General features: G+C 72.9%; 26 protein-coding genes, 1 tRNA gene and 1 pseudogene. 14 read left to right on the top strand and 14 right to left on the bottom strand.

The annotated features are described in order from the left end of the window. Positions 1 to 30: 30 nt before the first annotated feature. The gene (locus ACPOLA_RS16650) at positions 31 to 630 is read left to right on the top strand and encodes a hypothetical protein (RefSeq protein ID WP_435771623.1); all 600 of its coding nucleotides are present in this window, start codon (positions 31 to 33) and stop codon (positions 628 to 630) included. A gap of 393 nt (positions 631 to 1,023) precedes the next feature. Then, positions 1,024 to 2,070, top strand: a pseudogene (locus ACPOLA_RS16645) (extracellular solute-binding protein); the annotation flags it as partial. 221 nt (positions 2,071 to 2,291) lie between these two features. On the opposite strand, the gene ACPOLA_RS16640 reads toward ACPOLA_RS16645, so the two are convergent. Continuing rightward, positions 2,292 to 3,698 carry an HRDC domain-containing protein gene (locus ACPOLA_RS16640; protein ID WP_435771622.1) on the bottom strand — a complete coding sequence of 469 codons (1,407 nt, stop codon included), beginning with the start codon at positions 3,696 to 3,698 and terminating at the stop codon, positions 2,292 to 2,294. Further along, complete coding sequence (locus ACPOLA_RS16635) at positions 3,698 to 4,312, bottom strand: DUF3000 domain-containing protein (protein WP_435771621.1); 615 nt, start codon at positions 4,310 to 4,312, stop codon at positions 3,698 to 3,700. Before ACPOLA_RS16635 ends, ACPOLA_RS16640 begins: the two co-directional genes overlap by 1 nt. Before the next feature lie 69 nt (positions 4,313 to 4,381). Here ACPOLA_RS16635 and hemE point away from each other — a divergent pair, with 69 nt between their 5' ends. Next, entirely contained in the window at positions 4,382 to 5,443 is a 1,062-nt protein-coding gene (gene hemE / locus ACPOLA_RS16630; RefSeq protein WP_435771620.1) for a uroporphyrinogen decarboxylase, read from the top strand. Here the strand turns inward: hemE and ACPOLA_RS16625 are convergent. Continuing rightward, entirely contained in the window at positions 5,428 to 6,270 is an 843-nt protein-coding gene (locus tag ACPOLA_RS16625) for an NYN domain-containing protein (protein WP_435771619.1), read from the bottom strand. The genes hemE and ACPOLA_RS16625 overlap by 16 nt on opposite strands. 7 nt (positions 6,271 to 6,277) lie before the next feature. Then, positions 6,278 to 7,267, bottom strand: coding sequence for a DUF4349 domain-containing protein (locus ACPOLA_RS16620; RefSeq protein ID WP_435771618.1), 990 nt, complete (start codon positions 7,265 to 7,267; stop codon positions 6,278 to 6,280). Between the two features lie 62 nt (positions 7,268 to 7,329). Here ACPOLA_RS16620 and ACPOLA_RS16615 point away from each other — a divergent pair, with 62 nt between their 5' ends. Next, positions 7,330 to 8,688: a protoporphyrinogen/coproporphyrinogen oxidase gene (locus tag ACPOLA_RS16615; protein ID WP_435771617.1), complete on the top strand. Its 1,359-nt coding sequence runs from the start codon at positions 7,330 to 7,332 to the stop codon at positions 8,686 to 8,688. Here the strand turns inward: ACPOLA_RS16615 and ACPOLA_RS16610 are convergent. Continuing rightward, a complete protein-coding gene (locus tag ACPOLA_RS16610; RefSeq protein WP_435771616.1) occupies positions 8,685 to 8,993 on the bottom strand; it encodes a DUF1330 domain-containing protein in 309 nt (102 codons plus the stop codon). The genes ACPOLA_RS16615 and ACPOLA_RS16610 overlap by 4 nt on opposite strands. Positions 8,994 to 9,162: 169 nt before the next feature. Here ACPOLA_RS16610 and ACPOLA_RS16605 point away from each other — a divergent pair, with 169 nt between their 5' ends. The 7 genes from ACPOLA_RS16605 (at position 9,163) to ACPOLA_RS16575 (ending at position 15,734) form a co-directional block, all read left to right on the top strand. After that, entirely contained in the window at positions 9,163 to 9,891 is a 729-nt protein-coding gene (locus ACPOLA_RS16605; RefSeq protein WP_435771615.1) for a hypothetical protein, read from the top strand. Between the two features lie 75 nt (positions 9,892 to 9,966). Then, entirely contained in the window at positions 9,967 to 12,075 is a 2,109-nt protein-coding gene (locus ACPOLA_RS16600) for a histidine kinase (RefSeq protein WP_435771614.1), read from the top strand. Then, positions 12,072 to 12,734: a response regulator transcription factor gene (locus ACPOLA_RS16595; RefSeq protein ID WP_435771613.1), complete on the top strand. Its 663-nt coding sequence runs from the start codon at positions 12,072 to 12,074 to the stop codon at positions 12,732 to 12,734. The genes ACPOLA_RS16600 and ACPOLA_RS16595 overlap by 4 nt, the downstream gene beginning before the upstream one ends. 54 nt (positions 12,735 to 12,788) lie before the next feature. Further along, complete coding sequence (hemQ, locus tag ACPOLA_RS16590) at positions 12,789 to 13,514, top strand: hydrogen peroxide-dependent heme synthase (protein ID WP_435771612.1); 726 nt, start codon at positions 12,789 to 12,791, stop codon at positions 13,512 to 13,514. A gap of 35 nt (positions 13,515 to 13,549) precedes the next feature. Next, the gene (gene msrB / locus ACPOLA_RS16585) at positions 13,550 to 13,969 is read left to right on the top strand and encodes a peptide-methionine (R)-S-oxide reductase MsrB (protein ID WP_435771611.1); all 420 of its coding nucleotides are present in this window, start codon (positions 13,550 to 13,552) and stop codon (positions 13,967 to 13,969) included. 77 nt (positions 13,970 to 14,046) lie between these two features. After that, positions 14,047 to 15,141, top strand: a complete 1,095-nt coding sequence (locus tag ACPOLA_RS16580; RefSeq protein WP_435771610.1) for a DNA polymerase domain-containing protein — start codon at positions 14,047 to 14,049, stop codon at positions 15,139 to 15,141. Beyond that, entirely contained in the window at positions 15,138 to 15,734 is a 597-nt protein-coding gene (locus ACPOLA_RS16575) for a mycothiol transferase (RefSeq protein WP_435771609.1), read from the top strand. The genes ACPOLA_RS16580 and ACPOLA_RS16575 overlap by 4 nt, the downstream gene beginning before the upstream one ends. 26 nt (positions 15,735 to 15,760) lie before the next feature. Here the strand turns inward: ACPOLA_RS16575 and ACPOLA_RS16570 are convergent, their stop codons facing one another. The 3 genes from ACPOLA_RS16570 to ACPOLA_RS16560 form a co-directional block, all read right to left on the bottom strand. After that, positions 15,761 to 16,336 (bottom strand): hypothetical protein, encoded by a 576-nt coding sequence (locus tag ACPOLA_RS16570; protein ID WP_435771608.1) that lies wholly within the window; start codon positions 16,334 to 16,336, stop codon positions 15,761 to 15,763. Positions 16,337 to 16,382: 46 nt separating this feature from the next. Then, positions 16,383 to 17,480 (bottom strand): ATP-dependent DNA ligase, encoded by a 1,098-nt coding sequence (locus tag ACPOLA_RS16565; RefSeq protein WP_435771607.1) that lies wholly within the window; start codon positions 17,478 to 17,480, stop codon positions 16,383 to 16,385. Between the two features lie 65 nt (positions 17,481 to 17,545). Further along, positions 17,546 to 17,618: transfer RNA gene (locus ACPOLA_RS16560), tRNA-Thr, on the bottom strand. A 73-nt stretch (positions 17,619 to 17,691) separates the two neighbouring features. Here ACPOLA_RS16560 and ACPOLA_RS16555 point away from each other — a divergent pair. Continuing rightward, positions 17,692 to 18,480 (top strand): SDR family NAD(P)-dependent oxidoreductase, encoded by a 789-nt coding sequence (locus ACPOLA_RS16555; protein WP_435771606.1) that lies wholly within the window; start codon positions 17,692 to 17,694, stop codon positions 18,478 to 18,480. A 41-nt stretch (positions 18,481 to 18,521) separates the two neighbouring features. On the opposite strand, the gene pdxY is transcribed toward ACPOLA_RS16555, so the two are convergent. Beyond that, positions 18,522 to 19,385, bottom strand: coding sequence for a pyridoxal kinase PdxY (gene pdxY, locus ACPOLA_RS16550; RefSeq protein WP_435771605.1), 864 nt, complete (start codon positions 19,383 to 19,385; stop codon positions 18,522 to 18,524). Positions 19,386 to 19,515: 130 nt separating this feature from the next. Here pdxY and ACPOLA_RS16545 point away from each other — a divergent pair, with 130 nt between their 5' ends. Continuing rightward, on the top strand, positions 19,516 to 21,168 hold the full coding sequence (locus ACPOLA_RS16545; protein WP_435771604.1) for a GMC family oxidoreductase: 1,653 nt from the start codon (positions 19,516 to 19,518) through the stop codon (positions 21,166 to 21,168). After that, a complete protein-coding gene (locus tag ACPOLA_RS16540; RefSeq protein ID WP_435771603.1) occupies positions 21,165 to 22,736 on the top strand; it encodes a succinic semialdehyde dehydrogenase in 1,572 nt (523 codons plus the stop codon). Before ACPOLA_RS16545 ends, ACPOLA_RS16540 begins: the two co-directional genes overlap by 4 nt. 118 nt (positions 22,737 to 22,854) lie before the next feature. Here ACPOLA_RS16540 and ACPOLA_RS16535 read toward each other — a convergent pair whose 3' ends face one another. From ACPOLA_RS16535 to ACPOLA_RS16515, 5 genes are all read right to left on the bottom strand, one after another. Continuing rightward, positions 22,855 to 23,325 (bottom strand): Hsp20/alpha crystallin family protein, encoded by a 471-nt coding sequence (locus tag ACPOLA_RS16535; RefSeq protein WP_435771602.1) that lies wholly within the window; start codon positions 23,323 to 23,325, stop codon positions 22,855 to 22,857. Positions 23,326 to 23,422: 97 nt separating this feature from the next. Continuing rightward, positions 23,423 to 24,205 carry a dioxygenase family protein gene (locus tag ACPOLA_RS16530; protein WP_435771601.1) on the bottom strand — a complete coding sequence of 261 codons (783 nt, stop codon included), beginning with the start codon at positions 24,203 to 24,205 and terminating at the stop codon, positions 23,423 to 23,425. Positions 24,206 to 24,264: 59 nt separating this feature from the next. Further along, a complete protein-coding gene (locus tag ACPOLA_RS16525) occupies positions 24,265 to 24,963 on the bottom strand; it encodes a uracil-DNA glycosylase (RefSeq protein WP_435771600.1) in 699 nt (232 codons plus the stop codon). 332 nt (positions 24,964 to 25,295) lie between these two features. Then, positions 25,296 to 26,549: an alpha/beta fold hydrolase gene (locus ACPOLA_RS16520; RefSeq protein WP_435771599.1), complete on the bottom strand. Its 1,254-nt coding sequence runs from the start codon at positions 26,547 to 26,549 to the stop codon at positions 25,296 to 25,298. A gap of 31 nt (positions 26,550 to 26,580) precedes the next feature. Beyond that, positions 26,581 to 26,919, bottom strand: a 339-nt coding sequence (locus ACPOLA_RS16515; protein WP_435771598.1) for a trehalose-6-phosphate synthase, incomplete at its 5' end; no start/stop codon positions are given.

Genomic DNA, 26,919 nt, shown 5'->3' with positions numbered 1-26,919 from the left:
CCGTGCCCTGCCACCCCCTAGGCTGGTGCGGTGTCCGAGCGCCGCGAGCACCACCGTCCCGCCCCGCGGGAGGCTGCCTTCTTCGACGAGGTGGCCGCCGGCGCCGACCCGGCGCTGGTGATGGAGGCCGCCGAGCGTGCCGCCGTGCTGCTGGTGCGCGGTGCACGCTCCAGCGACGACGCCGGGGTCGCCGACCGGCTGGTCCGGCTGACCGAGACCGAAGGCATCGAGGCGATCGCCGAGGTCTGGTCCCACGCCGCTCCGGACTCCTTGGCGGGCTGCCTGTGGCGGCTCTACCTGCTGCGGTCCTGGGTGCACGCCGATCCCAGCGGCGTGGCGCACCAGTTCGAGAGCGGGCGCTCCCGCGCGGAGTTCGCCGAGGTGGTCGCCGGCGTGGCCCACCCGCCCGGCCCCGACGAGCTGCGGGCCATGATCGACGAGGTGCTCCGCGGCATCGCGGGCGGCGACTTCGCCGACGTCCTCTTCCGTGCCTCCGCGTTCGCCCGGGTGGTCGCGGCCGGGCGGGCCGCCACGCCCGAGGTGCCGCACGACGACGTACGACGCATGCTCGTGCTGGCCGAGCAGCTGGAGTCGGCCGGTCACGTCGAGCTCGGTCGCGGGCTGGGCTGAGAGCCTGTTCACACCGGCCCCGGCTCACCGCGAAGTCGTTACAGTGGGGGGTCGAGCACGCCGGGTCGCGGCAGCCCCGGGTCCCAACTGAAAGCCGCTACGAGCGGCCATGCGCCGTGAGGCGCTCCCGGCTCGGCGTGCTCTCCCCGCTGGCCCTGTGGAGCCGGTCTCGTCAACCGGCGCAGGGCGCCGCGAGGCTCCCGGCCCGACCCCGTCGACGCGCGTGGGTCGGCAAGCTGCCTCCTCGGCGCGGGGCGCTCGGTAAGGTGGCGCGTTGCGGGAGAGTGGATCGTTCCGAGGACAGGGGATCAGGACGTGGAGTCTGGGGTGGGACGGTTCGACTGGCGGACGGTCGCGGTGGTGGTGGTCGTCGCGGTGGCGGTCCTCGTGGGCATGATCGCGATCTCCGACGGCAGCGCCGACGACCAGCCGCGCCCGGACCGGTCGACCGCCCCGGCGATGGTCCGCCTCCAGTTCGCGGTGTGGGGCAGCGACGAGGAGGTCGCCGCCTACCGCGCGGTGGTCAGGGACTACAACGCCTCGACCGAGGACACCAACGTCTCGCTCGTCTCCTGGCCCACCGCGGCGGAGATGATGGAGGACATCCGCAGCGGGGCGACCGACCCCGACCTGTTCCTGATCCCGCACAGCGACCTCGCGGAGACGATCGCGGAGGAGCGCAACCGCCCGCTCCTCGACCTGCTCGACTCGCGCGAGGTGCCGATCGGCGACGACTTCTCGCGCGACGCGATCTCGGCGTTCTCCGCCGACGACGACCTCCAGTGCATGCCGTACGGCTCCTCGCCGATGGTGATCTACTACAACACCCGGCTCGTCGACTTCGAGCGGATGGAGGCCCAGGACCTCCCGACGCCCAACCCCGACCACACGGGCTGGAGCCTGACGGAGTTCCGCGCCGCGGCAGAGTTCGCCAGCAAGCCCCGCCAGCGCACCCGGGGTGTCCACATCGACCCCACCCTCGACGGGCTGGCACCCTTCGTCCACTCCGGCGGCGGCCAGGTGTTCGACGACGAGGTCCGACCACGGCGGCTGACGCTGAGCGAGGACGACTCGGCCAGCGCCCTGCGGCAGACCCTCGAGCTGCTGCGCGACCCCCGCCTCACCCTCACCAGCCGCCAGCTCGAGCGGCGGCCGGCGCTGGAGTGGTTCAAGCGTGGACGACTCGCGATGATCGCCGGCTTCCGCGGCCTCACGCCCGAGCTGCGCAGGACCAAGGGGCTGGAGTTCGACGTGATGCCGATGCCCTCCCTCGGCTCCAACCAGACGGTCGGCGAGCTGACCGGCATCTGCCTCTCGCCCGGCAAGCCGGCCCGGGCCGAGAGCGCGGCCGACTTCCTCACCTACTTCGTCAGCGAGGAGGCGGTGGCCCGGGTCGCCCAGACCGGCTACCTGCAGCCGGCGAACCTCAAGGTCGCGCTCACGCCGGCGTTCCTCCAGCCCGACCAGGCACCCGAGCACTCCCAGGTGTTCAACGAGGCCGCCGGCACGATCGTGCTGCCGCCGCTGATGGAGGAGGGCGAGGAGCTGCGCGCCCTCGTCAACCCTGACATCGAGGCGCTGCTGACCACCCCGGCGCTGGACGACCTGCGGGAGTCCCTCGCGGAGATCGACGAGGAGTCACGCTCGGTGCTGGACCCCGACTACGAGCCGGAGGAGTCCGACGACGGCGCGGACGGCGACGAGGGCGACCCGTCGTCGTCGCTTCCGGCGTCGCCGTCGGGGTCGCCGTCGGGGTCGCCCTCGGGGTCGACGGGCGACGACCGCTTGCGCGACTGAGCCGCCGGCTGCTCCGCATCGAGGATCGCCCGGGTCAACGCGGGCGCGGTGAGCCCGGCCTGCCAGCTCCGCGCGCCGAGGGCGGCGAGCTGGTCGATCACGGCCTCCAGCAGCTCCACCGGGTCGCGGGTCCGCGGCGGGGACCACATCACCCGGCGCAGGTGGTCGGGGGTGAGCAGGTTCTCGACCGGCACCGCGTTGTCCTCTGCGATCGCGGCGACGGCGGAGCGTGCGGCCTCCAACCGCCGGGCGGCGACCGGGTCGCGGTCGGCCCAGGTGCGCGGGGCCGGGGGCCCGTCGCCCTGGCTCACCCGGCTGGGCAGCTCGTCCTCGGGCATCTCCGCCGCCTCGCGGATCGCCGCCAGCCACTCGTTGGCGTAGCGGGAGGCGCCGCGACCGTGGAAGCCCTGGGTGCTCATCAAAGCCCCGCGGCTGGTCGGCATCGCCGTCGCGGCCGCGACGATCGCGGAGTCGGGCACCAGCCTGCCGGGCGTGACGTCGCGCTCGCGGGCGATCCGGTCGCGGGTCTCCCACAGCGCCCGCACCGCCCCGAGGGTGCGCCGCCCGCGGACCTTGTGCAGGCCCGAGGTACGCCGCCAGGCGTCGACCCGGACCGTCGGCTGGAAGCCGCGCAGGTGCTCGAACTCCTGACGCGCCCAGTCGGTCTTGCCGGCCTCCTCCAGCTGCTGGACCAGGATCGCGCGCAGCTCGACGAGCACCTCCACGTCGAGCGCGGCGTACTCAAGCCACGGCTCGGGCAGCGGCCGGGTCGACCAGTCGACCGCCGAGTGCTCCTTGAGCAGCTGGCGGCCGAGGAGGGTCTCGACGAGGGTCGCCAGGCCCACGCGGGGATAGTTGAGGAGGCGCCCGGCGAGCTCGGTGTCGAACAGGGCGGCCGGCCGCAGGCCCACCTCGGCGAGGCACGGCAGGTCCTGGGTGGCGGCGTGGAGGATCCACTCGGCGTCGCCGATCGCCTCGGCGAGCGGCCGCAGGTCGGGGAACGGGATCGGGTCGATCAGCCCGATGCCGGCTCCCTCGCGCTTGACCTGGATCAGGTAGGCGCGGCTGGAGTAGCGGTAGCCGGAGGCGCGCTCCGCGTCGATGGCGACCGGCCCGGTGCCCGCCGCCAGGGTGGCGCAGTACTCCGCCAGCGCTGCGGGGGTGTCGATGACCGGCGGCAGTCCACCGGAGAGCTCGAGCAGCTCGACGGGCTCCTGCTCCTCCTCCGGGGTGGTCTCGGCGGAGGGGTCGCGCCCGGTCGGTCCAGCCATCAGCCGGCGCCACCCCGCTGACCGCGACGCGACGGCATCACGGCGACTCCCTCCGGCACCGGCTCGAGGCCACCGGCGGTGCACAGCAGCTCGCCCCACGCCTCGACGTGGCGGGTGAGGTCGGCGGGGTCGGCCGGCGTCCACGACGCCCGGATCTCCAGCTGCGCGTTGCCGGGCTCGCCGGCCATGGTGCCGTAGCTCTCGGTCGCCACCCGGGTGACCGTGCCGGACTCGGCGACGTGGGCGGCGCCGTGGGCGTCCAGCGCCTCCGTCAGCCAGGTCCAGCCGACGTCGGTCAGGAGCGGGTCGGTCGCGAGCTCACCGTCGATCTCGGCCCGGCAGTAGGCGACGCAGCGGAAGGTGCCCTCCCAGGCGTCGTTGCCGGCCGGGTCGTGCAGCACCACCAGCCGCCCGGTCGCGACGTCTTCGCCGTCGACGGTGACGTCGGCGGACAGCGCGGTCGCGAACGGCGCGATCCGCTGCGGGGCCGGCATCTCCTCGCAGAGCACCTCCGGCCGGAGCACCGCCGCACGGAGGGCCTCCACGGCAGCGAGGAACTCCGGGGGTGCCCCGGCCGCGCCGGGCCCCTGGTTCGTCTCCTGCCGGGCGACCATGGGGTCACACTAAGCCGAAACCGGCGGCTGGATGTGCGTCCCACGCCGCCGACCTGTCAGGCTGGAGCCGTGAGTGAGCAGGCACGGCACGACGACCTGGCGGGGAGCGCCTTCCTCAGGGCGGCCCGCGGGGAGCCGGTCCCGCACACCCCGGTGTGGTTCATGCGGCAGGCGGGCCGCTCGCTGCCCGAGTACCTCAAGGTGCGGGAGGGCGTCGCCATGCTCGACGCGTGCGCCGACCCGGAGCTGATCGTGGAGATCACGCTGCAGCCGGTGCGCCGCTACGGCGTCGACGCGGCGATCTTCTTCTCCGACATCGTGCTGCCGCTGAAGGCGGTGGGCGTCGACCTCGACATCGTGCCGGGCGTCGGCCCCGTCGTGGCCCGGCCGGTCCGCACCCTCGCCGACGTCGAGGCCATCCCCGACCTGACGCCGGAGCACATCCCCTTCATCACCCAGGCCGTGCAGGGCCTGACCGCCGAGCTCGCCGCGATCAACGGCGGCACCCCGCTCATCGGCTTCGCGGGCGCCCCGTTCACCGTGGCGTCGTACCTCGTCGAGGGCGGGCCGTCGAAGGAGCACGCGAGGACGAAGGCGCTGATGTTCGGCGCGCCGGACGTCTGGGATGCGCTGATGCGGAAGATCGGGCGCATCTCCGCGGCGTTCCTGACCACCCAGGTCGCGGCGGGCGCCTCGGCGGTGCAGCTCTTCGACTCCTGGGCCGGTGCCCTGACCCCCGCCGACTACGCCGAGCACGTGCAGCCGCACTCGGCGCGGGTGCTCGCCGAGGTGGGCGAGCTGGGCGTCCCCCGCATCCACTTCGGTGTCGGTACGACGAACCTGCTCGACCTGATGGGTGAGGCCGGCGCCGACGTGGTCGGCGTCGACTGGCGCACGCCGCTGGACCGGGCGATCCCGGTCGTGGGCGACCGCGTCGTCCAGGGCAACCTCGACCCCACCCTGGTCTTCGCCCCCACCGAGGTGATGACCGCTCGCGCCGGCGAGATCATCGAGGCGGGTCGGGCGGCGAAGGGTCACATCTTCAACCTCGGCCACGGCGTCATCCCGAGCACCGACCCCGACCAGCTCGCCCGGCTCACCGAGTTCGTCCAGGGCTACCCGCTGGGCTGAGCCTGGTTCGTCGCTTTCGACGAGCGCTTGCTGGACGCGGTCGTCTTGGTCGCGCTCGTCTTCTTCGCGGCAGTCTTCTTGGCGGCGGCCTTCTTCGCCGGCGCCTTGCCGCCCTTGAGCCGCACCAGCACGCCGTTGCCGTCGTTGGCGACCGTGAGGTAGGGCTGGGCCTCGACCATGGCGAGCAGCTTCGGGTAGCCGTAGAGCCGGGAGTCGAACGACGAGCTCACCGACCGGAGGTAGGACCCGATCGCGCTCAGGTGCGCCCAGCCGTCGTCCTGCGAGGTGGTGTTGACCGCCCGGGTCAGCAGGCTCTGGAGGTTCGGCAGCTCCTGCCCGCTCGCCGGCTCCTCGGCCGGGTCCTGCCCGCCTCCGCTGCCGGACTGCTCCGTCCCGAGCACCTCGAGGTAGATGAAGGTGTCGCACGCCGCGACGAGCGGCTTCGGCGTCTTGCGCAGGCCGAGCCCGTAGACGCTCTTGCCCGACTCGCGCAGGCGCGCGGCGAGCCGGGTGAAGTCGCTGTCGCTGGAGACGATAGCGAACGCGTCCAGGTTGCCCTCGAAGAGCAGGTCCATCGCGTCGATGATCAGCGCCGAGTCGGTCGAGTTCTTGCCGGTCGTGTAGGAGAACTGCTGCACCGGCAGGATCGCGTGCTGGTTGAGCTCGGCCTTCCAGCCGCTGAGCTGCGGGGTGGTCCAGTCGCCGTAGGCCCGCTTCACGGTGGCGACGCCGTACTGCGCGAGCTCCTCCAGGAGCGCGCTCACGTGCTTCGGTGAGGTGTTGTCGGCGTCGATGAGCACCGCGAGGCGCGTCGTGGCGGGATCCATCCGCCCATCATGGCCCAGCCGCGGGACCGGCCGTCGGACCGGCTGCCGGTGCGAGCTGCCGGTGCCGGCGGCGGGACCGCCACCAGAGGAGCAGCGGCGCGCCGAGGACGGCCAGTGCGAGCACCCAGGGCAGCAGGAACCCGACCGCCGTCGCAGCCACGGCGAGTCCGGCGACGAAGCTGTCCCAGCCGGTCTCGAGGCCGCCCAGGAACCCGTCCGCGCCGTCCTCGTCGTCGGTCTCGTCGTCGCCGGTGCGGTGCAGGTGCACCGTGATGGTGGACAGGCTGGTCTGGTCCTCGAGCCACTTCTGCCGCGACTTCAACGAGTCGAGGTCGGCCTGACGCTCGGCGAGGTCGGCCTCGATGGTGATGATCTCGCTGAGGGTGTCGGCCCGGGCGAGGAGTGCCTCCACCCGGCGGACGCTCTTCTCCTGCGCTCGGATCCGGGCGGCGACGTCGAGCACCTCGGTGGTCACGTCCTCGGAGCCGGTCGTCGACCTCTCCAGGGTGCCGACCTCCTCCAGGGCGTCGGTGGTCGCGGAGAACTCGGCGCTCGGCACCCGCAGCACCATCCGCGCCGTCGACAGCGCGCCGTCGTCGTCGGTGGTCGTCTCCTCCTGGGTGACGGCACCTCCCGCGTGGTCGGCGATCCGCTGCACCTCGGCGCGGGCATCGGCCACGTCGGCGGCCGCCAGCGACACCGTGCCGGTCGAGATCACCGCCGGCTGCACGTCGCCCGGCTCGCTGCCGGGCCGGCCGCTGCCGTCCCTGCCGCGCTTGTCCGAGTCGGCCCCGCCCGCGGACCGGTCCATCAGGGCGTCCGCCGGAGCGGCCTCGTCGGCGGCGGTGGGCGCCTCCGCCTGCATCGGGTCGCCCGACATCGTCCCGGCCCGGCCTGCGTCGTCGGAGCCGTCGGAGCAGCCGGCGGCGAGCACCGCGACCAGGGCGGCGGCAACCAGCAGGATCGGTCTGCGCGGGGTGGTTCGGCGGGTGGTCATGACGATCGGACGGCCGGAGCGGGTCACCGGTTCCCACCACGCCGGTCTGGGACACTGGCCGGGTGAGGACGGTCGTGGTCGGTGCTGGTGTCGCGGGGCTCGTGGCCGCCCGGGAGCTGGCCGCGGCGGGCGCCGACGTGCTGCTGCTGGAGGCGACCGACCGCGCCGGCGGCAAGCTGCGGGCGGGCGAGGTGGCCGGAGTCACCGTCGACGTCGGCGCGGAGGCCATGATCAGCCGGCGGCCCGAGGGCGTCGGCCTGGCCGCCGACCTCGACCTGCCGATCGTCCACCCGACCGGGGCGAGCTCACGGATCTGGACCCGTGGCGCGCTCCGTCGGCTCCCTCGCACGCTGATGGGCGCACCGCTGGACCTCGACGACCTCGAACGGTCCGGCATCCTCAGCGACGAGGGGATGGCGCGGGCTCGCCACCAGCAGGTGCCGACGGTGGACGACGACCGGTCGGTCGGCGACCTGGTCGCCGCCCGGTTCGGCGACGAGGTGGTCGACCGCATCGTCGAGCCGCTGCTCGGCGGCGTGTACGCCGGCCAGGCGCGGAGCATCTCCGTCCGAGCGGCGATCCCGCAGCTCGCCGACCTCATCGTCCGGCCCGAGGTCACGGTCCCGCACCCTCCCGCGGACGCGCCGCCGGTCTTCGCGGGCGTCGCGGGCGGCATGTGGCGGCTGCCCGGTGCGCTCGAGGCGGACCTGCGGGAGCGGCCCGGCGTGGAGGTCCGCCACGGGACGACGGTCACCGGCGTGCGTCGTACGTCCGACGGCTTCGCGGTCTCCTCGTCCGCCGGCGAGGAGCGCGCGGGGGTGCTGGTGCTGGCCACCCCCGCGCCGGCGACCGCGCGGCTGCTCTCCGACGTCGCGCCCGCCGCCGCGGGCGAGCTGGAGGAGATCGGCTACGCCTCCGTCGCCGTGGTCACCCTCGCCTTCCGGGCCGACGACCCCGGCGTGCGGGAGGCCCTCGACGTCGGCGCGTCCGGGTTCCTGGTCCCTCCGGTGGACGGTCGCCGGGTGAAGGCCTCGACCTTCTCCTTCGCCAAGTGGGACTGGGTCAGGGCGGCCGGGGAGGGCGGAGGTCTCCTCTTCCTCCGCACCTCCCTCGGCCGCTTCGGCGAGGAAGGGACGCTCCAGGTTCCCGACGAGCAGCTTGTCCACGCATCGCTCGTCGACCTCGCCGACGCCACCGGGCTGACCTCGGCACCGGTGGACGCTGTGGTGCAGCGCTGGGGAGGTGGCCTCCCGCAGTACTGGGTGGGACACCTCGACCGCGTCGCGCGGATCCGGGCCGCGGTGGCCAGGGTCCCCGGCCTCGCCGTCTGCGGTGCCGCGTACGACGGCGTCGGGATCCCGGCCACCGTCGGCTCCGCGCGGCGGGCGGTCCACGACGTCCTCGGCGCTGCCGGCTCCTAGCTCGAGCGCGCACCGTCCTCCCCGGCGACGAGGAGGAAGTCGCCGCTGGAGCCGGACCGGCGCGCCTCGAGGTGCGGGCGGTAGGCCTCGGACCGGTAGAACTCCATCGCCGCGTCGCGCGAGGGCCACTCGATCAGCACGACCAGCCGGCCGGGCTGCTCCTCGCCCTCCACCCACTCCACCCGCGGGGTGCGGGCCAGGTAGCGGCCGCCGTACCGCTCGACGAGGGGGCTCACCTCCTCGACGTAGTCGGGGATCCAGTCCGACTCGTGGATCTGCAGCTGGGCGACGGCGAAGTAACTCACGTCTGGGCCTCCTTGGTCCTCGGTGCGCCGAGCGTGGCCGACCCGGTGTCCCGGGAACCAGGGACCGGGGACCCGGGTGTCCCGGGCAGGTCTGCCCCCTTGTCCCTGGGGGGCGGGACGACGGGACGGGCACCGTCGGGTCATCGCCAACCGAAGGAGAAGAGCAGGCATGACCACGCACACCGTCAGTCACCATCCGGTCCGGTCCGACGTGCCCGTCACCGACGCGGCGGACCCGTCGGCCGTCGCGTCCGCCGAGGGGTCGGCCCGATGGGCGCTCGCCGGCGTCGGGGCCGGTGCCCTCGGCGCCGCGGCCGTCGTGACCTCGCTCCAGGTGGACGCGATCTACGATCCCGACCTGCGAGGCGACACGGCGGGCCAGGCCGACCGGTTGGCCGAGCAGATCCCGCAGATCGCGGCCTTCCACGTCCTCGCCGGGCTGAGTGCCGTGCTGCTCGTCGTGTTCGCCGCCGGTCTCCACCGTCGGCTGAGGGCGGCCGCGCCGGGCAGCATCGCACCGATGGTCGCCTTCGCCGGCATGCTCGGCACGTCGGTGATCGTGATGCTCGGTGCGGGTCTCAACACCGAGTTCATGTTCGGACTGGCGGAGGACGGTCTGACCGACCCCGTGAACGCGGTCTTCTTCGGGCACTGGATCGCCACCATCCCGTGGGTGTGGGGCCTGACGGGTCTGGCCGGCCTGGCGGTCTTCTCTGCCGGCCGGGACGGGACAGTCCCGCGCTGGATCGCCCTGGTGGGACTGCTCCTCGGCGGGCTCACACTGCTCGCCGGGATCTCGCCGGCGCAGTACATGGCCGGGTTCACCGGCCCGGTCCTGGTGCTGGTCCTCGCCCTCGGGTTCCTCGTCGGTGACAGGGCGCACCGTGGCCGCGGCTGACCGCTGCGGGTGAGGAGCCGCACCATCTCAGCCGGTCCGGCCCGTGGGGGGCCGGACCGGCTGCACAATGTCCCGGTGCTGCAGCCCGACGACGCGAGCCACCGACCGCCGGCCCCCCGGTCGAGGCGTCGCGGCGCGTTGGCGGCGGCGGTGGTCGTGCCGTTGCTGTGTGCCGTGGCCGTGGCGGGATCGGTGGCGCTCGACCTGCAAGCGCAGCCCAGCGGGCCGGGCGCGCGGCTCGCGCCCGGCGTGAGCTGGCCGTTCACGGCCAACGGCCTTCTCATCGCGCTCTGCGCAGCGGCGATCCTGAGGCGGGGAAGGGACCTCCTGCTCGGGTCGCTGATCGCCCTGCTCGGGGTCTTCTGGGCGCTCGACGGCCTGGCGCAGGGATACGTCCGAGCGGGCCTGACCGCAGACATGGCCTGGCCGGCGATGACGTTCGCCGTCTGGTTCCTCAACCGGTTCGGCGCGTTCCTCCCGATCTCGGTCGCCGTTCTGCTCCTGTTCTTCCCCACGGGCCGGCTCCTGCCGGGCGTCTGGCGTCTCGTGGGGAGGGCGGCCCTCGGCCTGTCCCTCGTGGCGGGGGCGGCGCTCCTGGTGGCGCCCGCCGAGGGAAGGCTGGCCACGGGGATGGTGCCGTCGGAGGTGGACCTGGACCCGACGTCCCTGCAGCTGCTCCGCGGTCACGGCGAGCAGGTCGTGTCGGTGGGCGTGGGCGCCGGTGTGGTGGGGTTCCTGCTCACCATGGTGCTCGTGGTGGTCCGCTACCGGGCCTCGCAGGGACTGATGCGCGACCGGATGCGGTGGCTGCTGTGGAGCGTGACCGTCATCGGGGCGGTCCTGCTCGCCGGCCTGGTCGTCGACCTGCCCGCGGACGACTACCTGCTGTCCGCGGTGGTGATGGTGCTGCCCGTCGGCTCGATGGCGATCGCCGTGGTCGACCCCTCGATCGTGCCGATCCGGGACCTGCTGGCGAGGACGGCCGTGCTCGCGGCGCTGCTCGTCGTGCTCGTGGTCGCCGACGTCGCCGTGCTCGCCCTGCTGACGGTCGTGCTCGACGACGCGCTCACCCAGGCGCAGGTGGTGGCGGTGGTGCTCGTGGTCGCCGTGCTGCTCTACGGCCCGCTCCGCCAGCGCCTCTCCTCGACCGTCCAGCGGCTGATGCTGGGGGAGCGCGGCAACCGCTACGACGCCGTGGCCGGGCTGGCCTCCACGCTGGAGACGACCGACGACACGGGGGAGCAGCTCGCCGCGGTGGCGCGGGCCGTCGCCGCCGCCTTCGGTGTGGCGTTCGTCAGCGTGGAGGTGGACCGCAGTCACGGCGAGCGGCTCGTCACGACGTACGGCGCGCGGCCCGCCGAGGTGCGGACGCTGCCGATCACCTACCGGGGCGCCGGCGTCGGCCGCCTGGTGCTGCCGGCGCGCGGCCTGCGGAGCCGGCTCACCGCGCAGGACGAGCAGCTGCTCGGCGACCTGGTGCGCCAGGCGGCGACGGCCGCGCGCACCAGCCAGCTGGCCGAGGAGGTGCAGCGCAGCCGCGAGCGGCTGGTCGCGGCGCGCGAGGAGGAGCGGCGGCGGATCCGCCGCGACCTGCACGACGGGCTCGGCCCGGCCCTCGGCGGCATCGTCTTCCAGCTCGAGGCGGCCCGGATGGCGGTGCGGACCGACCCCGGCCGAGCCAGCGACCAGCTGGCGGCCGTCACCGGCCAGGTGCAGGACGTCGTCGCCGACGTACGACGCCTGGTGCACGACCTGCGGCCGCCGGCCCTCGACGACCGCGGCCTGGTGGGTGCCCTCCGGCAGCAGGCCGACCTGCTCGACCTGCCGCTCGAGGTCGACGTCGTCGCGCCCGACGAGGACCTGCAGGGGCGGCTGCCCGCGGCGGTCGAGGTGGCCGCCTACCGGATCGCCGGCGAGGCGTTCACCAACGTCGCCCGCCACGCCGGCGCCACCCGCGCCCGGCTGCGGCTGGAGCTCGCGGACGAGGCGCTCCTCGTCGAGATCGCCGACGACGGCCGCGGCATCCCGCCGGAGCGACAGGCGGGGGTGGGACTGTCCAGCCTGCGCGAGCGCGCCGCGGAGCTCGGCGGCACCACCGACGTCAGCTGCCCACCCGGCGGCGGCACCCTGGTCCGGGCCCGCCTGCCGCTCGAGCCCACCCCGTCAGGAAGGAGCCGGCCATGAGCTCGGCTGTCCGGGTCGTCGTCGTCGACGACCACCAGATCGTGCGTGACGGACTCGTCGCGCTGCTGCGGGCGCTGGACGGCATCGAGGTCGTCGGCGCTGCCGCCGACGGCCGCGAGGCGATCCACGTGGTGCAGGAGACCGGTCCCGACGTGGTGGTGATGGACATCCAGATGCCTCGCCTCGACGGGATCGAGGCCACCCGCTTCCTCACCGGCCGGCAGCCGGGCCTGCGGGTCGTGATGCTGACCATGAACGAGGACGACGACACCATCCTGAGCGCGATCCGCGCGGGCGCCTGCGGCTACCTGCTGAAGGGAGCGGGCGCCGAGGAGGTGCAGGCCGCGATCCGCTCGGCGGCCGCCGGCGGCATGGTGTTCGGTGCGAGCCTCGCGGGACGCGTCGCCGGGTTCTTCGCCGGGGCGTCCGGCGCTGCCGCCCACGCCCCCGGCGCCGAGCCGTTCCCCGAGCTGACCGACCGGGAGCGCGGCGTGCTCCAGCTGATCGCCGCCGGCCGCAGCAACGACCAGATCGCCGCCGCGATGCACGTGTCCAACAAGACCGTCCGCAACACCGTCTCCGCGATCTACGCCAAGCTGCACGCCACCGGCCGCGCCGACGCCATCGTCAAGGCGCGTGAGGCCGGCTACGGCCGCTGAGCCCCGGGGGCGGGCCGCGTCCCGGCGTCCCCGCCCGCCGGGCAGAATGGAGCCATGTCGGACCCGCAGGCGCACATCCAGTCCAACGCCGCACGCATCAACGAGCTCAACGAGACGGTCCGCTTCACGATGTGGTCGGTGTTCCGGCTCGACCGGCCGCTCGGGGACGACGACGTCGCCCGCAAGGCCGAGGCCGACGAGGTCGAGGCGCTGTTCGCGGAGCTGGCCGCCGGCGACACGGTGGTGCGCGGCGTCTACGACGTCGCGGGGCTCCGCGCCGACGCCGACCTGATGGTGTGGTCGCACGCCGGCTCCAGCGACCAGCTCCAGGACGCGTACCACCGGCTGCGTCGTACGGCGTTCGGCACCCGGCTCGCACCCGTCTGGTCGCAGATGGCGCTGCACCGCCCCGCGGAGTTCAACCGCAGCCACCTGCCGGCGTTCCTGGCCGACGAGCGGGTGCACGACTACGTCGCGGTGTATCCCTTCGTCCGGTCCTACGAGTGGTACCTCCTCGACGACGCCGAGCGCCGGCGGCTGCTGGCCGAGCACGGTCAGATGGCGCGCGGCTACCCCGACGTGCGGGCCAACACCGTCCCGAGCTTCGCGCTCGGCGACTATGAGTGGATGCTGGCGTTCGAGGCCGACGACCTCACCCGGATCGTCGACCTGATGCGTCACCTCCGCGGCTCGGAGACCCGTCGGCACGTGCGCGAGGAGGTGCCGTTCTACACCGGGCGGCGGACCGACGTCGCCGACCTCCTCGCCCGGCTTCCCTGAGGCTCCGGCTGGCGCGTCCCGGTAGCCTTGAAGGCATGGGTTACCAGGTCGAGAAGACTGACGAGGAGTGGCGCAAGGAGCTCACTCCCGAGGAGTACGCCGTGCTCCGCCAGGCCGGCACCGAGCGTGCCTTCACCGGTGAGTACACCGACACCGAGACCAAGGGCGTCTACCGCTGCAAGGCGTGCCAGGCGACGCTGTTCGAGTCCGACACGAAGTTCCACTCCGGCTGCGGGTGGCCGAGCTTCTACCAGCCGCTCGACAACGAGGCGATCGAGTACCTCGAGGACAACTCGCACGGCATGAAGCGCACCGAGGTGCGCTGCGCCAACTGCGGCTCCCACCTCGGCCACGTCTTCCCCGACGGCTACGGGACCCCGACTGGCGACCGCTACTGCATCAACTCGATCAGCCTGACCCTCGAGCCCCTCGACGGGGCGGCGGCGGCGGAGTAGCCCCGGAGTAGCGGCGCAGCCGCCGCGCCCCGCGGCGATCCGGGTCCGGGACGGAGCCGACGGGCTAGGGTCGGCCCATGGCGAAGACCGCGGCGGCCACTGTCCGGGCCGGCGAGCGCGAGGTCCGGATCTCCAGCCCCGACCGGGTGATCTACGAGGCGACCGACAGCACGCCCGAGGTGACCAAGCTGATGGTCGCGGAGTACGTCGCGGCCGTCGGCGAGGGCCTGATGCGCGCGCTGCGCGACCGGCCCACCGCGCTGGAGCGGTGGCCGTCGGGCGTGCGCGAGGGGTTCCGGCTGGCCACGGGGCCACGCGACAACGACGCCGAGGCGTTCTACCAGAAGCGGGTCCCCAAGGGCGCCCCGGACTACCTGGAGTCGGTGGAGATCACCTTCCCGTCCGGACGTAGGGCCGAGGAGATCTGCCCGACCGAGATCGCCGTGCCGGTGTGGTGCGCCCAGATGGGGGCGCTCACCTTCCACCCCTGGCCGGTGCGCCGCGACGACACCGACCACCCCGACGAGCTGCGGATCGACCTGGACCCCCAGCCCGGCACGACCTTCGGCGACGCGGTCCGGGTCGCCGGCGTCGCCCGCGAGCTCCTCGACGAGCTCGGCATCCGCGGCTACCCCAAGACCTCGGGCAACCGCGGCGTGCACATCTACGTGCGCATCGAGCGGCGCTGGGAGTTCGAGGACGTCCGGCACGCCGCGATCGGGTTCGGCCGCGAGCTCGCCCGGCGCGACGAGCAGGTCACCACCGCGTGGTGGAAGGAGGAGCGCGGCGAGCGGATCTTCGTCGACTTCAACCAGAACAACCGCGACCGCACCATCGCCTCCGCGTGGTCGCTGCGCCCGCTCCCCGGCGCGCCGGTGTCCACGCCCGTCACGTGGGAGGAGCTCGCGGAGGTCACCGACCCGCGGGCCTTCAACCTGTTCACCGTGCCCGACCGCCTCGCCGACGGCGACCCCTGGGCGGACATGGACGCCCGGGCCTTCTCGCTCGAGCCGCTGCTGGAGCTGTGGGAGCAACAGGTCGCCGACGGCGAGGGCGAGCTCAACTTCCCGCCCGACTATCCCAAGATGCCCGGCGAGCCGCCCCGGGTGCAGCCGAGCAAGAAGGTGGCCGAGCACTGGGACGAGCACGGCAACCGGGTCGGCGGCCGGTGACGAGCAGTCGCGCGGCGGTTCCGGAGCCGCAGGAGCCGGGCTCCGGCTCCGACCGGGCGGGTGCCGCCCGCTGGGCCGACTACCTCGACTGGGTCCGCGGCGATCTCGCGCGGGCGGTGCTGGCGCTGCCCGAGGACCGGCAGCGCACCTCCCTGGTGCCGTCGGGATGGACGCCGATCGAGCTGCTCTCCCACGTGCTCCACATGGAGCAGCGCTGGTTCGTGTGGGGCTTCCTCGGCGAGCAGGTGGCCGAGCCGTGGGGCGACTGGAACGTGCCGGAGCCGTGGGTCTCCGACGACGGCGACGAGACCAGGCCGGCCGCCCGGTGGACGGTGCCCGACGACGTGGCGGCCGCCGACCTCGTCGAGCGGCTGCACGCCGTGGGCGCTCGCACCAGGGAGGTGCTGGCGTCGTACTCCCTGACGGCGCGGGGCGCGGTCGGCGGCCGCTTCGACGACGCGCCGCCGACGCTGGAGTGGATCTGCTTCCACGTGCTGGCGGAGTACGCACGGCACGCGGGCCACCTGGACATCGTCGTCGAGCTCGGAGCGGTCGGAGCGAGCCGGGCGGACGGGGACGAGTCGGACGGCTGACGCAGCCGGTGGGAGGGACCGAGCGGTCACATGCCGGTGACGCCCTCGCCACCGCCCGCCTGCTCGTCGAAGCTCTCGTGCTCCAGCAGGTGCAGGACGGGGACGCCCAGCTTGCGCCGCGCCCGGGAGCTCCAGTCGACGTGGAAGAACTCGGCGACCACGTGCGGCCGGGTCAGCACGATCGCCTCCCGGCCGTCGACCTCGCGCACCTTGCGGGCCAGCGCGTCCACGGGGGCGTCGGTCACCACCGTGACGCTGCCGACCGCGGCGCCCGCGCTCGCGAGCGCCTGCGCCGTCCGGTCGAGGTCGCGGCGGGCCTGTTCGCGGTACTCGTCGCGGAGGTGCTCGATCTCGTCGGCCGAGGGTGTAACGGCGGGCGCGATCAGGTCGGCGCCGCCCATCACGCCCAGCGACGCCTCGACGGCCGCCGCGGCGTCGGCCATGGGCAGCAGCACGTGGTAGACGACCGGCACGTCCAGCGCCTCGTGCAGGGATCGGACCTGGGCGGCGTCCGCGACGGTGAGGGTCTGCTCGACCAGCAGGACGACGTCGTAGTCGTCGCTGCCGGAGCCGGACGGGCTGCCGACGGGCTCGGTGCTCATGCCTCAGTCCTACACCGAGCGGGGTCGACGGTCGAGTCGGCTCGCCTCATCCCTCCAGGACGTCGGCCAGGTCGTAGCGCACCGGCTGGTCGAGCTGCTCGTAGCCGCACGACTCGGGGTCGCGGTCGTCGCGCCACCGCTTGAAGTGCGCGGTGTGGCGGAACCGGCGGCCCTCCATGGCGTCGTACTTCACCTCGACGACGCGCTCGGGCCGCAGCGGGGTGAAGGAGAGGTCCTTGCCCTGGCTCCACCGGCTCTGGGTGCCGGGCACCCGGCTGGGGTTCGCCACGAGGAACTCCTGCCACCGGCCCCAGGGGTGCTCCTCGATGGGGCACACCAGCGGCTGCAGCTCCTGCCACAGCTCGGCCCGCCGCTTCTCGGTGAAGCTGGCGCTCACGCCGACGTGCTGCAGCTCGCCGTCCTGGTAGAGCCCCAGCAGGAGGCTGCCGATCAGCGGGCGCTCGGGCGTGCTGGTCTTGTGCTCGCGGTAGCCGGCGAGGACCACGTCGGCCGTGCGCTCGTGCTTGATCTTGAGCATGGTGCGGGCGTTGGGGGAGTACGGCGCGCTCAGCGGCTTGGCCACCACGCCGTCGAGCCCGGCGCCCTCGAACTGGTGGAACCACTGCTCGGCGACGGCCGGGTCGGTGCTCGTCCGGGTGAGGTGGCAACGCCCCGCGCGGTCGGCGAGACCGCCGAGCGCCTCCTCCAGCCGGGCCCGTCGCTCGCCGAAGGGACGCTCGAGGAGCGACTCGTCGCCCAGGGCCAGCAGGTCGAAGGCGACGAAGCTCGCCGGCGTCTGCTCGGCGAGCAGGTTGATCCGGGACGCCGCCGGGTGGATCCGCTCCTGGAGGACCTCGAACTCCAGCCGCGGCCCGACCGCGACGAAGATCTCGCCGTCCAGCACGCACCGCTCGGGCAGCTCGCTGCGCGCGGCCTCGACGAGCTCAGGGAAGTAGCGGGTCAGCGGCTTGGTGTTGCGGCTCGCCAGCTCGACCTCGTCGCCGTCCCGGAACAGGATGCACCGGAACCCGTCCCACTTCGGCTCGAAGGAGAGGCCGACCCGATCGTGCTTGGCCGGGTCGGGCACCCCCGAGACCGACTTGGCGAGCATGGGCTGGACGGGCGGCATCACGGGCAGGTCCACGAGACCTGAGACTAGGTGGTCGCGGGTGACTCATCGGCGCGCCGAGGCCGGACGGACGTGGTGGGAGCCGGTGACAGGAATCGAACCCGCGACATCCTTATTACAAGTAAGGCGCTCTACCAACTGAGCTACACCGGCGCTGCCCTGCGGGCGCCGGGCAATCCTAGTCAGCGACGGCACTGGGCCGGCGCCGGCTGGGTACCGCTCACGCATGAGTGCTGACGCGGACCTCGCCCTGGTCACCGGGGCGTCCAGCGGGATCGGCTTCGAGCTGGCCCGCCAGTTCGTCGACCACGGGTACGACGTCGTGGTCGTCGCCGAGGACGAGGAGCTGCAACAGGCGGCGGAGGAGCTCCGGCGGTCCGGCCGCGAGGTGGTCCCGGTGCGGGCCGACCTCACCGTGGCGGCGGAGGTCGAGCAGGTGTGGCGTGAGGTCGAGCGGCTGGGTCGGCCGCTGGCCGCCGCCGCCCTGAACGCCGGGACCGCCGTCGCCGGCCGGTTCGCGGAGACCTCGCTCGAGGACCACCAGGGCCTGGTCGACCTCAACGTCCGCTCCACGGTCCACCTCGGCAAGCGGGTCGTGGACCACATGGTCGCCCAGGGCCGGGGACGCATCCTGATCACCGCCTCGATCGTGGCCGTGGCGCCGGCGCCCTTCCAGCCGACGTACGCCGCCTCGAAGGCGTTCGTGCACTCCTTCGCCGAGGCGATCCGCCACGAGCTCAAGGGCACCGGCGTCACCGTGACCTCGCTGATGCCCGGGCCGACCGACACCGAGCTGTTCGCCCGGGCCGACATGGAGGACTCCCCGCTGGCGCGCGGTCGCAAGGACGACCCGGCGACGGTGGCCAAGGACGGGTTCGAGGGGATGATGAAGGGCAAGCCGCACGTCCGCGCCGGCTCGGTCCTCAACGCGATGATGGTGGAGACCGCCACCCACCTCTCCGACCGGGTGACCAGCGCGCTGGTCGCGCTGCAGACCAAGCGGAAGCGGGACTGAGGGGACGGCCCAGCGCAGCACCGGCTAAGCGAAGCGCCGGGTCAGCGCAGCTGACGGACCTCGAACCGCTCGTCGGGGTGGGCGATCGCGTCCTGGGCGGCGACCAGCCGCAGCTCGCGCTCACCGGAGCGCAGCGTCGTCTCCAGCACGTCGAAGACCGACGCGGCGGTCCGGGACAGGGCGACCGCCGGTGACCCGCTCGCGTGCAGGTGGGCGGTGAACAGCGCCGCGGTGATGTCGCCGGACCCGTTGGCCTTCATCGGCAGCCGGGGCGTCTGCACGATCCAGGCGCCCTCGCCGGAGACGGCCAGCATCTCGATCGTCTCGGCCGGGGCGTCGACTCGGTCGACCGACGTCACCAGCACCAGCGACGGGCCGATGGCGCGCACCTCGTCGGCGGCCGTCAGCACGTCCTCGATCGGCGACGGCTCGCCGAGGCCGTCGTGGCCGGTCATGAAGCCGAGCTCGAACTGGTTGGGGGTGAGGACGTCGGCGACCGGCACCACGCGCTCGCGGATGATCGGCGGGATCTCGGGGTTCACGAAGCAGCCGGACCTCGCGTTGCCCATCACCGGGTCGCACGTGTAGGTGGCGGCGGGGTTGGCCGCCTTCACCCGGCGGACCGCGTCGACCACCACCTCGGTCACGGCCGGGGACCCGAGATAGCCCGACAGCACGGCGTCACAGGTCGGCAGCACGCCGCGCTCCTCGATGCCGGAGACCACGTCGCGGACGTCGTCGGGGGCGAGCAGCGGGCCGCGCCAGGACCCGTAGCCGGTGTGGTTGGAGAAGTGCACGGTGAGCACCGGCCAGACCTCGTGGCCGAGCCGTTGGAGCGGGAACACGGCGGCGGAGTTGCCGACGTGGCCGTAGGCGACATGGGACTGGATGGAGAGGATCCGCACCCCTCGATGGTCGCAGACGAAAGCGTTTCGTATCGCGGAGACACCTGTACGTCCCAGAATAGAACGCGTTACAGTTCACGTGAGCCGGGTCACGCCGGCGACTAGGGTCACCAAGAGGATGGGAAGCGCCATGGCGAAGCGTGCGGGACGGACGAGCACACGCAGCAACGAGGCCGACTACGTGGTCGTCGGGTCCGGCAGCTCCGGCTCGGTCCTCGCGGGCCGACTGGCACAGTCGGGCGCGAAGGTGATCCTGCTCGAGGCCGGCAAGTCCGACGAGCAGCTGCTGACCAAGATCCCCGGGATGATCGGCCCGATGCACGCCGAGCCCAAGATCAAGAAGCTCAACGACTGGGGCTTCTACTCCGTCCCCCAGGAGAACCTCAACGGCCGGCGGATGCCGGCACCGCGCGGCAAGGTGCTCGGTGGGTCGAGCTCTGTCAACGGCATGGTCTACGTGCGCGGCAACCGCGCCAACTACGACTCCTGGGCCGCCGAGGGCAACACCGGCTGGGACGCCGATAGCGTCAACGAGGCGTTCAAGCGCTACGAGGACTTCGAGGACGGCGAGAACGCCTACCGGGGCGCCGGCGGCCCGATCAAGATCACCCGGGCCAAGAAGCCGCAGGAGGCGACGCTCCAGTTCATCCAGGCGACCGCCGACACCCTCGGCGTGAAGGTGCTCGACGACTACAACGCCGCCGAGCAGGAGGGCATCGCCCGGATGCAGCAGAACGCTGCCGGCGGCCTGCGCTACTCCTCGGCCCGCGGCTACGTCCACCACCTCGCGCCCCAGACCCTGGAGGTGCAGACCCAGGTCGTCGCCACCAGGATCGTGGTGAAGGACGGCCGCGCCGTCGGCGTCGAGGTGCTCGACCAGGGCCGCCGCGGCGGCACGCGGCGGATGATCCGCGCCGCCAAGGAGGTCATCGTCTCCGCCGGGTTCATCGGCTCCCCGCAGCTGCTGATGCTCTCCGGCATCGGTCACGCCGACCACCTCGCGGGCCTCGGCATCGACTGCCTGGCCGACCTGCCCGTCGGCGACAACCTGCACGACCACCTGTTCCACCCGCTGACCTTCCACGTGCCGACGGTCACCCACCGCGGCAAGGCGTCGTACTTCGCCGGCGGGCTGGTGCGCCAGCTGGCCCGCGGCACGTCGTTCCTCGAGAACTCGGTCTTCGAGTCGGTCGGCTTCGTGCGTACGTCCTTCGCCACCGACGTGCCGGACCTGCAGCTGCACATGCTGCCGTGGTCCTACGTCAGCCCCAACCAGGACGAGCCGATCCGCCACGACGTCGACCCGCGTCCCGCGGTCACGGTGTTCTCGACGCTGATCTACCCGCGCAGTCGCGGCACCCTGCGGCTCGCGTCGTCCGACCCCCTCGCCGCGCCGCTGATCGACTACGGCTTCTTCAACGAGCCCGACGACCTCGAGGTGCTCGCCGAGGGCACCGAGATGATCCGGGAGATCATGAAGGGCGCCGCGTTCGGCGGTGCCGTCAAGGACGAGATCCACCCCGGCGCGGCGCTGCAGGGCAAGGAGCTCCGCGAGGCGCTGCGGATCCGGTCCACCTCCGTCTACCACGGCGTCGGCACCTGCCGGATGGGCGTCGACGACCGAGCGGTGGTCGGGCCGGACCTCAAGGTCAAGGGCATCGACGGGCTCCGGGTCGCCGACGCCTCGATCATGCCGTCCATCACCGGCGGCAACACCAATGCGCCGTGCTTCATGATCGGCGAGAAGGCGGCCGAGCTGATCCTGGGAGGTGCCTCGTGGTGACCGACCTGACCCGCCCCGCGACCCTGACCGACGAGTTCCTGGAGCGGCTGGTCGCGCGCGTGCCGGGCCGGTCCGGAGCCACCTGGAAGCTCACCGAGGTCTACACCGGCGAGGTGCTGGTCGAGCTGCCGCAGTCGACCCCCGACGACATCACGGCCGCCTTCGAGGCGGCGCGCGAGGCGCAGCGGCTGTGGGCCCAGTGGCCCGTCGCCAGGCGGCTCGAGGTCTTCAAGCGGGCCCACACCCTGCTGGTCGACAACGCCCACACCACCGCCGACCTGATCCAGGCCGAGAGCGGCAAGAACCGGCGGATGGCCATCGAGGAGACCTGCGATCCGCCGATGGTGATCGGCTACTACCTCAAGCGCGCGGAGAAGCTGCTCAAGCCGGTGAAGCGCGGTGGGCCGGTGCCGTTCGTCTCCTCCTCCACCGAGGTCCGCACGCCGAAGGGCGTGGTCGGGATCATCGCGCCGTGGAACTTCCCGTTCGCCACGGGGCTGTCCGACGCGATCCCCGCCCTCATCGCCGGCAACGCCGTCGTGGTGAAGCCGGACAACAAGACGGCCCTCTCGCCCCTCTACGGCATCTCGCTGCTCGAGGAGGCCGGCCTGCCGAAGGGCCTGTTCCAGGTCGTGTGCGGCGAGGGTCCCGACGTCGGCCCGACGCTGATCGACAACGCCGACTACATCATGTTCACCGGCTCCACGGCGACGGGCCGGGTGATCGGCGAGCGTGCCGGGCGCAACCTGATCGGGTGCTGCCTGGAGCTGGGCGGCAAGAACCCGATGATCGTGCTCGACGACCTCGACGACGCCGGTGTCGAGGAGTGGGTCAACTCCACCGCCTTCGGCGTCTTCGGCAACACCGGGCAGATCTGCATGCACATCGAGCGCATCTACCTCCCCGAGAGCCGGTACGACGAGCTGAAGTCTGCGTTCGTGGAGCGGGCCAAGAGCCTGCGGATCGGCGCGGCGTACGACTTCGGCCCGGAGCTCGGCTCGCTGGTCTCCGTCGACCACCGCGACCGGGTCGCCTCGCACGTCGAGGACGCCGTCGCGAAGGGCGCGACGGTGCTGTGCGGCGGGCGGGCGCGGCCCGACATCGGCCCGGCGTTCTTCGAGCCGACCGTGCTCGAGGGCGTCACCAAGGACATGCTGGCGGGATCCACCGAGACCTTCGGTCCGGTGGTCGGGCTGTACAAGTACCGCACGGTGGACGAGGCGGTCCGGCTGGCCAACGACACCGACTACGGCCTCAACGCGTCGGTGTGGGCCGGTGACCTCGCCCGCGCCGAGGCGGTGGCCGCGCGCATCGAGTCGGGCAACGTCAACATCAACGACGCGCTCGCCACCGCCTACGCGTCGAAGGGCACGCCCTCCGGAGGCGTGAAGAACTCCGGTGTCGGCGCGCGGCACGGCGACCAGGGCCTGCTGAAGTACACCGACGTCAAAAACGTCGGTGTGCTGAAGAAGCAGGTGATGGGCGCCCGCCCCGGCCAGGACTACGACGCCTACGTCAAGCAGATGCTCTCGTCGCTGAAGCTGATGCGCAGGCTCGGCGTCCGCTGAGCACGCCGCTGCCCGACCGCCTTGCGTGAAGGCGGTCGAGCAGCGCAGCCCGCAGGAGCCCGGCCGGACCAGGCCTGATCAGGTCCGAGCAGGTCCGGTCAGGGCCGGTCAGGTCCGGTCAGGCCGTGGCGTCCGACGTCTCGGCCCGCGACCCGATCGCATCGCGCTCCGCCGGTGCCTCGACGCCGGCGACCTGCACCTTCCGCGGCTTGGCCTTCTCGGCGACGGGGACGACCAGGCGCAGCACGCCGTTGTCGTAGGCGGCGTCGATGCGCTCGAGGTCGAGGTTGTCGCCCAGCACGAGCTGGCGCGAGAACTGGCCGTGGGTGCGCTCGGACGCCAGCCGCTGCCAGTCCCCGTTGCCGGAGACCCGCTCGGCCCGGACGGTCAGCACGTTGCGCTCGACGTCGATGTCGATGCTCTCCTTGGCGACGCCCGGCAGGTCGAACTCGAGGATGAAGCGGTCGCCCTCGCGCCAGGCGTCCATGGGCATCACGGCAGGTCGGTTGGTGGTCCCCCATCCGGCGCCCAGGAGCTGGCTGGTCAGCCGGTCGAGGTCACGGAACGGGTCGGTGGTACGCAGCAACATGACGGTCTCAACCTCCTTCGGCGTTGGGGCCGGCCGTGGCCGGTCGGCACATAGTTGCAACACCAGTTGTAGGAAAGTTGTTTCTGAAAATCAAGAGTCAGGAGACCTGCAGCGACCGCTTCGAGAGGCCCATCCAGAAGCCGTCGATCCGCTGCTCGCCCGGCTGTGCCGGGTCGGTGGCCGCGCCGAGCGTCACGAAGAGCGGGCTGTAGTGCTCGACGGTGGGATGCGCGAACGGCATGCCGGGTGCCGCCGAGCGGAACGACGCCAGCGCGTCGACGTCGCCGCGCGCGAGCGCCTCGCCCGCCCAGGCGTCGAACTCGGCGGACCACCCCGGTGCCGCGGCGTCGATCCGGAACTCGGTCAGGAACGGCAGGCCGTGGGTCAGAAAGCCGGAGCCGATCACCAGCACGCCCTCCTCGCGCAGCGGGCGGAGCCGCTCCCCGATCCGAAGCAGCTTCGCGGGGTCGTGCGTGGGCAGCGACATCTGCACGACCGGGATGTCCGCCTCCGGATACATGATCGCCAGCGGCACCCACGCGCCGTGGTCCAGTCCGCGGGTGCGGTGCTGGTGCACCGGCTCGGAGTCGGGCATCATCGCGGCCACGCGCTCCGCCAGCGCGGTGGCGTCGGGGGTGCGATAGGTCATCCGGTAGTACTTCGGGTCGAAGCCGCCGAAGTCGTAGACCAGCGGTGCTCCGCTCGCGGAGAGGGACAGGGGCGCGGACTCCCAGTGCGCGCTGACGATCAGGATCGCCCGCGGTCGGGGCAGGTCGCCTGCCCACGCCGCGAGCTGCGCGCTCCAGACCGGGTCGTCGAGCAGGGGCGGTGCCCCGTGCCCGAGGTAGAGCGCCGGCATCGCGGTCGTCGAGCTGTCCATGCCTCCCCAATGGTTGAGAACTTAACTATATTCCATCGCGGGGGAGGAAGGGGCTGCCCTCAGTGCGGCAACGACCAGTCGACCGGCGTGCCGCCCCGGTCGGCGAGGAGCCGGTTGACCCGGCTGAACGGGCGGGAGCCGAAGAACCCGCGCGACGCCGAGAGGGGCGAGGGGTGGGCCGACCCCACCCACGGGATCGGGCCGAGGTGCGGCGCCAGCGTGCCGGCGTCGCGCCCCCAGAGGATCGCAGCCAGGGGAGCACCCGCCTCGGCTCGTCGTACGACCGCCTGGATCGCGCACGCCGTCACGTGCTCCCAGCCCTGTCCGCGGTGCGAGCCGGGCTCGCCGGGCCGGACCGTGAGCACCCGGTTGAGCAGCATCACGCCCTGCTCCGTCCACGCCGTCAGGTCCCCGTGCGGCGGCGGTACGACGCCCACGTCGTCGGCGAGCTCGCGGTAGATGTTCGCGAGGCTGCGCGGGATCGGCCGGACGGCGCGGTCGACGGCGAAGCAGAGCCCGATCGGGTGGCCCGGCGTGGGATAGGGGTCCTGGCCGACGACGAGCACGCGGACGTCGGCCAGGGGACGGCGGAAGGCGCGGAAGACCTGGTCGCCGCTCGGAAGGTAGGACCGGCCGGCGGTGAGCTCGGCCCGCAGGAACCGGCCGAGGTCGGCGACGCGGTCCTCGACCGGTGCCAGGGCCTCGGCCCAGTCGGCTGCCATCAGGCCCTTGGAGACGAGTCCGGAGAGTGCTCCCACGGCCGGGACCATAACTGGCCCCCCCAGGGCCCCGGCCGTGGAGCCGCTCTCCTTTTACTCCCTGCCGCCCAGCTCCGCCTGCGGCGCCCCTCTCCCTCCAAGGGGCGCCACGCAGGCGGCACTGCGCTAGCTCCGACGCGGACCTCAAGCCTTGACTGGTCCTCCGGCGGCGCTCCCGCGAGGGGCGCCGGACCCGGAGGGGCTCCCTCCAGTGAATCGAGGTCCGCGTCGGTGAGTAGAAATCTATGTGGCGGCGGCGGGCGGGGAATCGGGCAGCAGGTCGGAGGTCGCTAGTCCTTTGGGACTAGGTCCCGGCGGCGATCGGCGCGGCGCTACTTCGACAGTGCGCGGGAGGCGGCCGAGGAGTGCCGGCGGGTGCGGTTGGTGCCGATCGCGGGCGGCGCCGCGGACCCGCCGGTCTCGCCGGCGGTGGCGGGGTCCGGCGTCGCGGCCTCGCCCTCGGACCACCGGCTGATCCACTCGTCCAGCACCAGCCACGTCGTGCGCCGCGCTGCGCGCCCGGTCAGCATCCCGAGGTGGCCGCCCGGCACGATCTCGAAGCGGACCTCCGGCGCCCCCGTCAGCAGCGGTACGACGGCACGGACCGCCCCCACCGGGGCGATCCCGTCGGTGGAGCCGGCGAAGACCAGCACCGGCACGTCGATGTCGGCCAGGTCGATCGTGCGGTCGTCGAGCTCGAACGTGCCGCCGGCGAGCTGGTTGCCCTTGGCGAACCGGTGGTAGAGCTGGCCGAAGGTGCGGCCCGGGTAGGCGATCATGTTGTCGGTGAACCGGTCGACGGCCTCGACCTGGGCCAGGAACTCCCGGTCGTCGATGTGGGTGGCGATCGCGAGGGGCTTGGTCACCAGCTTCTGGAAGCCGGTGAGCTGGAAGGCCCAGCGGACCAGGGGCTTCGGCGCCCCGCCGAGCACCTGGTAGCCACGGGTGATCACGCCCTTGCCGTTGCTCCAGTTCAGGAGCGGGCGGAAGGGTGCCAGCAGCGGTACCTGGCTGACGTCGATCGGCGAGCCGACGACCGTCAGCGATGCGACCGGCAGGTCGCCCGACCTGGCGTCGGCGAGGGTGAGCAGCGAGAAGATGCCGCCAAGGCTCCAGCCGACCACGTGGACCGGTCGACCGCCGGCGTGCTCGGAGACCTCGCGGATCGCGGTGGGCACCACCTCGTCGATCCAGTGCTCCATGCCGAGGTTGCGGTCGCGAAAGGACACCTCGCCGTACTCGACGAGGTAGGTGGGGCGGCCCTCGGTCACGAAGTGCTCGACGAGCGAGCACCCCCGGCGGAGGTCGTAGCAGATCGACGGCGCGGCCAGCGGCGTGACGAGCAGGACGGGGTCGCCGGTCTCCTGCACGGTGCCGCTCGGCCGGTAGTGGTAGACCTCGCGGAGGGTGCCCTCGTCGATGAGGGTGCGGGGCATCGGGCGCAGGTCGGCGAGGCCGCCGTAGAGCACCTTGTGCGCGACGTTGCTCGCCGCGGCCACCACCTGGTCGGGCCCGGGCACGAAGCCGGGCACCAGCGCCGATCCCGGGAGCGGGACCGAGCGGGAGCGCAGCGGCACCAGATCCATGGCCGAACGGTACCTCCGGCCGGCGGCCGGGTCAGGACTTCGTCGCCGGCCGGACGGTCTTGGTGTGGACGTGCTGGGCGTCGGCCTCGAGCTCGGTCATGAAGCTGTCGGCCCAGGCCTTCACGTCGTGCTGGCTGATCTGCTTGCGCATCGCCTTCATCCGGCGGGTGAGCTCCTTGGGCTCGGCCCGGTAGGCCTCCAGCAGCGCGGCCTTCATGCCGTTCATGTCGTAGGGGTTGACCAGCCAGGCCTGGCGCAGCTCGTCGGCCGCACCCGCGAACTCCGACAGCACCAGGGCACCGTCGTTGTCGCAGCGGCAGGCGACGTACTCCTTGGCGACGAGGTTCATGCCGTCGCGGTAGGGCGTGAC

It is taken from the genome of Nocardioides proteolyticus, from assembly GCF_051280635.3.
In the GTDB taxonomy this organism is placed as follows: domain Bacteria; phylum Actinomycetota; class Actinomycetes; order Propionibacteriales; family Nocardioidaceae; genus Nocardioides.
Note: the sequence above shows the minus strand (reverse complement) of the source record. Positions and strands in the feature narration are given on the sequence as shown.

What these genes read in the sequence shown, in the direction of transcription:
- ACPOLA_RS16640 (WP_435771622.1), bottom strand. Translation starts at nt 3,698, where the DNA reads ATGGCTGGACCGACCGGGCGCGACCCCTCCGCCGAGACCACCCCGGAG.
- ACPOLA_RS16635 (WP_435771621.1), bottom strand. Translation starts at nt 4,312, where the DNA reads ATGGTCGCCCGGCAGGAGACGAACCAGGGGCCCGGCGCGGCCGGGGCA.
- ACPOLA_RS16625 (WP_435771619.1), bottom strand. Translation starts at nt 6,270, where the DNA reads ATGGATCCCGCCACGACGCGCCTCGCGGTGCTCATCGACGCCGACAAC.
- ACPOLA_RS16620 (WP_435771618.1), bottom strand. Translation starts at nt 7,267, where the DNA reads ATGACCACCCGCCGAACCACCCCGCGCAGACCGATCCTGCTGGTTGCC.
- ACPOLA_RS16605 (WP_435771615.1), top strand. Translation starts at nt 9,163, where the DNA reads ATGACCACGCACACCGTCAGTCACCATCCGGTCCGGTCCGACGTGCCC.
- ACPOLA_RS16595 (WP_435771613.1), top strand. Translation starts at nt 12,072, where the DNA reads ATGAGCTCGGCTGTCCGGGTCGTCGTCGTCGACGACCACCAGATCGTG.
- hemQ (WP_435771612.1), top strand. Translation starts at nt 12,789, where the DNA reads ATGTCGGACCCGCAGGCGCACATCCAGTCCAACGCCGCACGCATCAAC.
- msrB (WP_435771611.1), top strand. Translation starts at nt 13,550, where the DNA reads ATGGGTTACCAGGTCGAGAAGACTGACGAGGAGTGGCGCAAGGAGCTC.
- ACPOLA_RS16580 (WP_435771610.1), top strand. Translation starts at nt 14,047, where the DNA reads ATGGCGAAGACCGCGGCGGCCACTGTCCGGGCCGGCGAGCGCGAGGTC.
- ACPOLA_RS16570 (WP_435771608.1), bottom strand. Translation starts at nt 16,336, where the DNA reads ATGAGCACCGAGCCCGTCGGCAGCCCGTCCGGCTCCGGCAGCGACGAC.
- ACPOLA_RS16555 (WP_435771606.1), top strand. Translation starts at nt 17,692, where the DNA reads ATGAGTGCTGACGCGGACCTCGCCCTGGTCACCGGGGCGTCCAGCGGG.
- ACPOLA_RS16545 (WP_435771604.1), top strand. Translation starts at nt 19,516, where the DNA reads ATGGCGAAGCGTGCGGGACGGACGAGCACACGCAGCAACGAGGCCGAC.
- ACPOLA_RS16535 (WP_435771602.1), bottom strand. Translation starts at nt 23,325, where the DNA reads ATGTTGCTGCGTACCACCGACCCGTTCCGTGACCTCGACCGGCTGACC.
- ACPOLA_RS16530 (WP_435771601.1), bottom strand. Translation starts at nt 24,205, where the DNA reads ATGGACAGCTCGACGACCGCGATGCCGGCGCTCTACCTCGGGCACGGG.
- ACPOLA_RS16520 (WP_435771599.1), bottom strand. Translation starts at nt 26,549, where the DNA reads ATGGATCTGGTGCCGCTGCGCTCCCGCTCGGTCCCGCTCCCGGGATCG.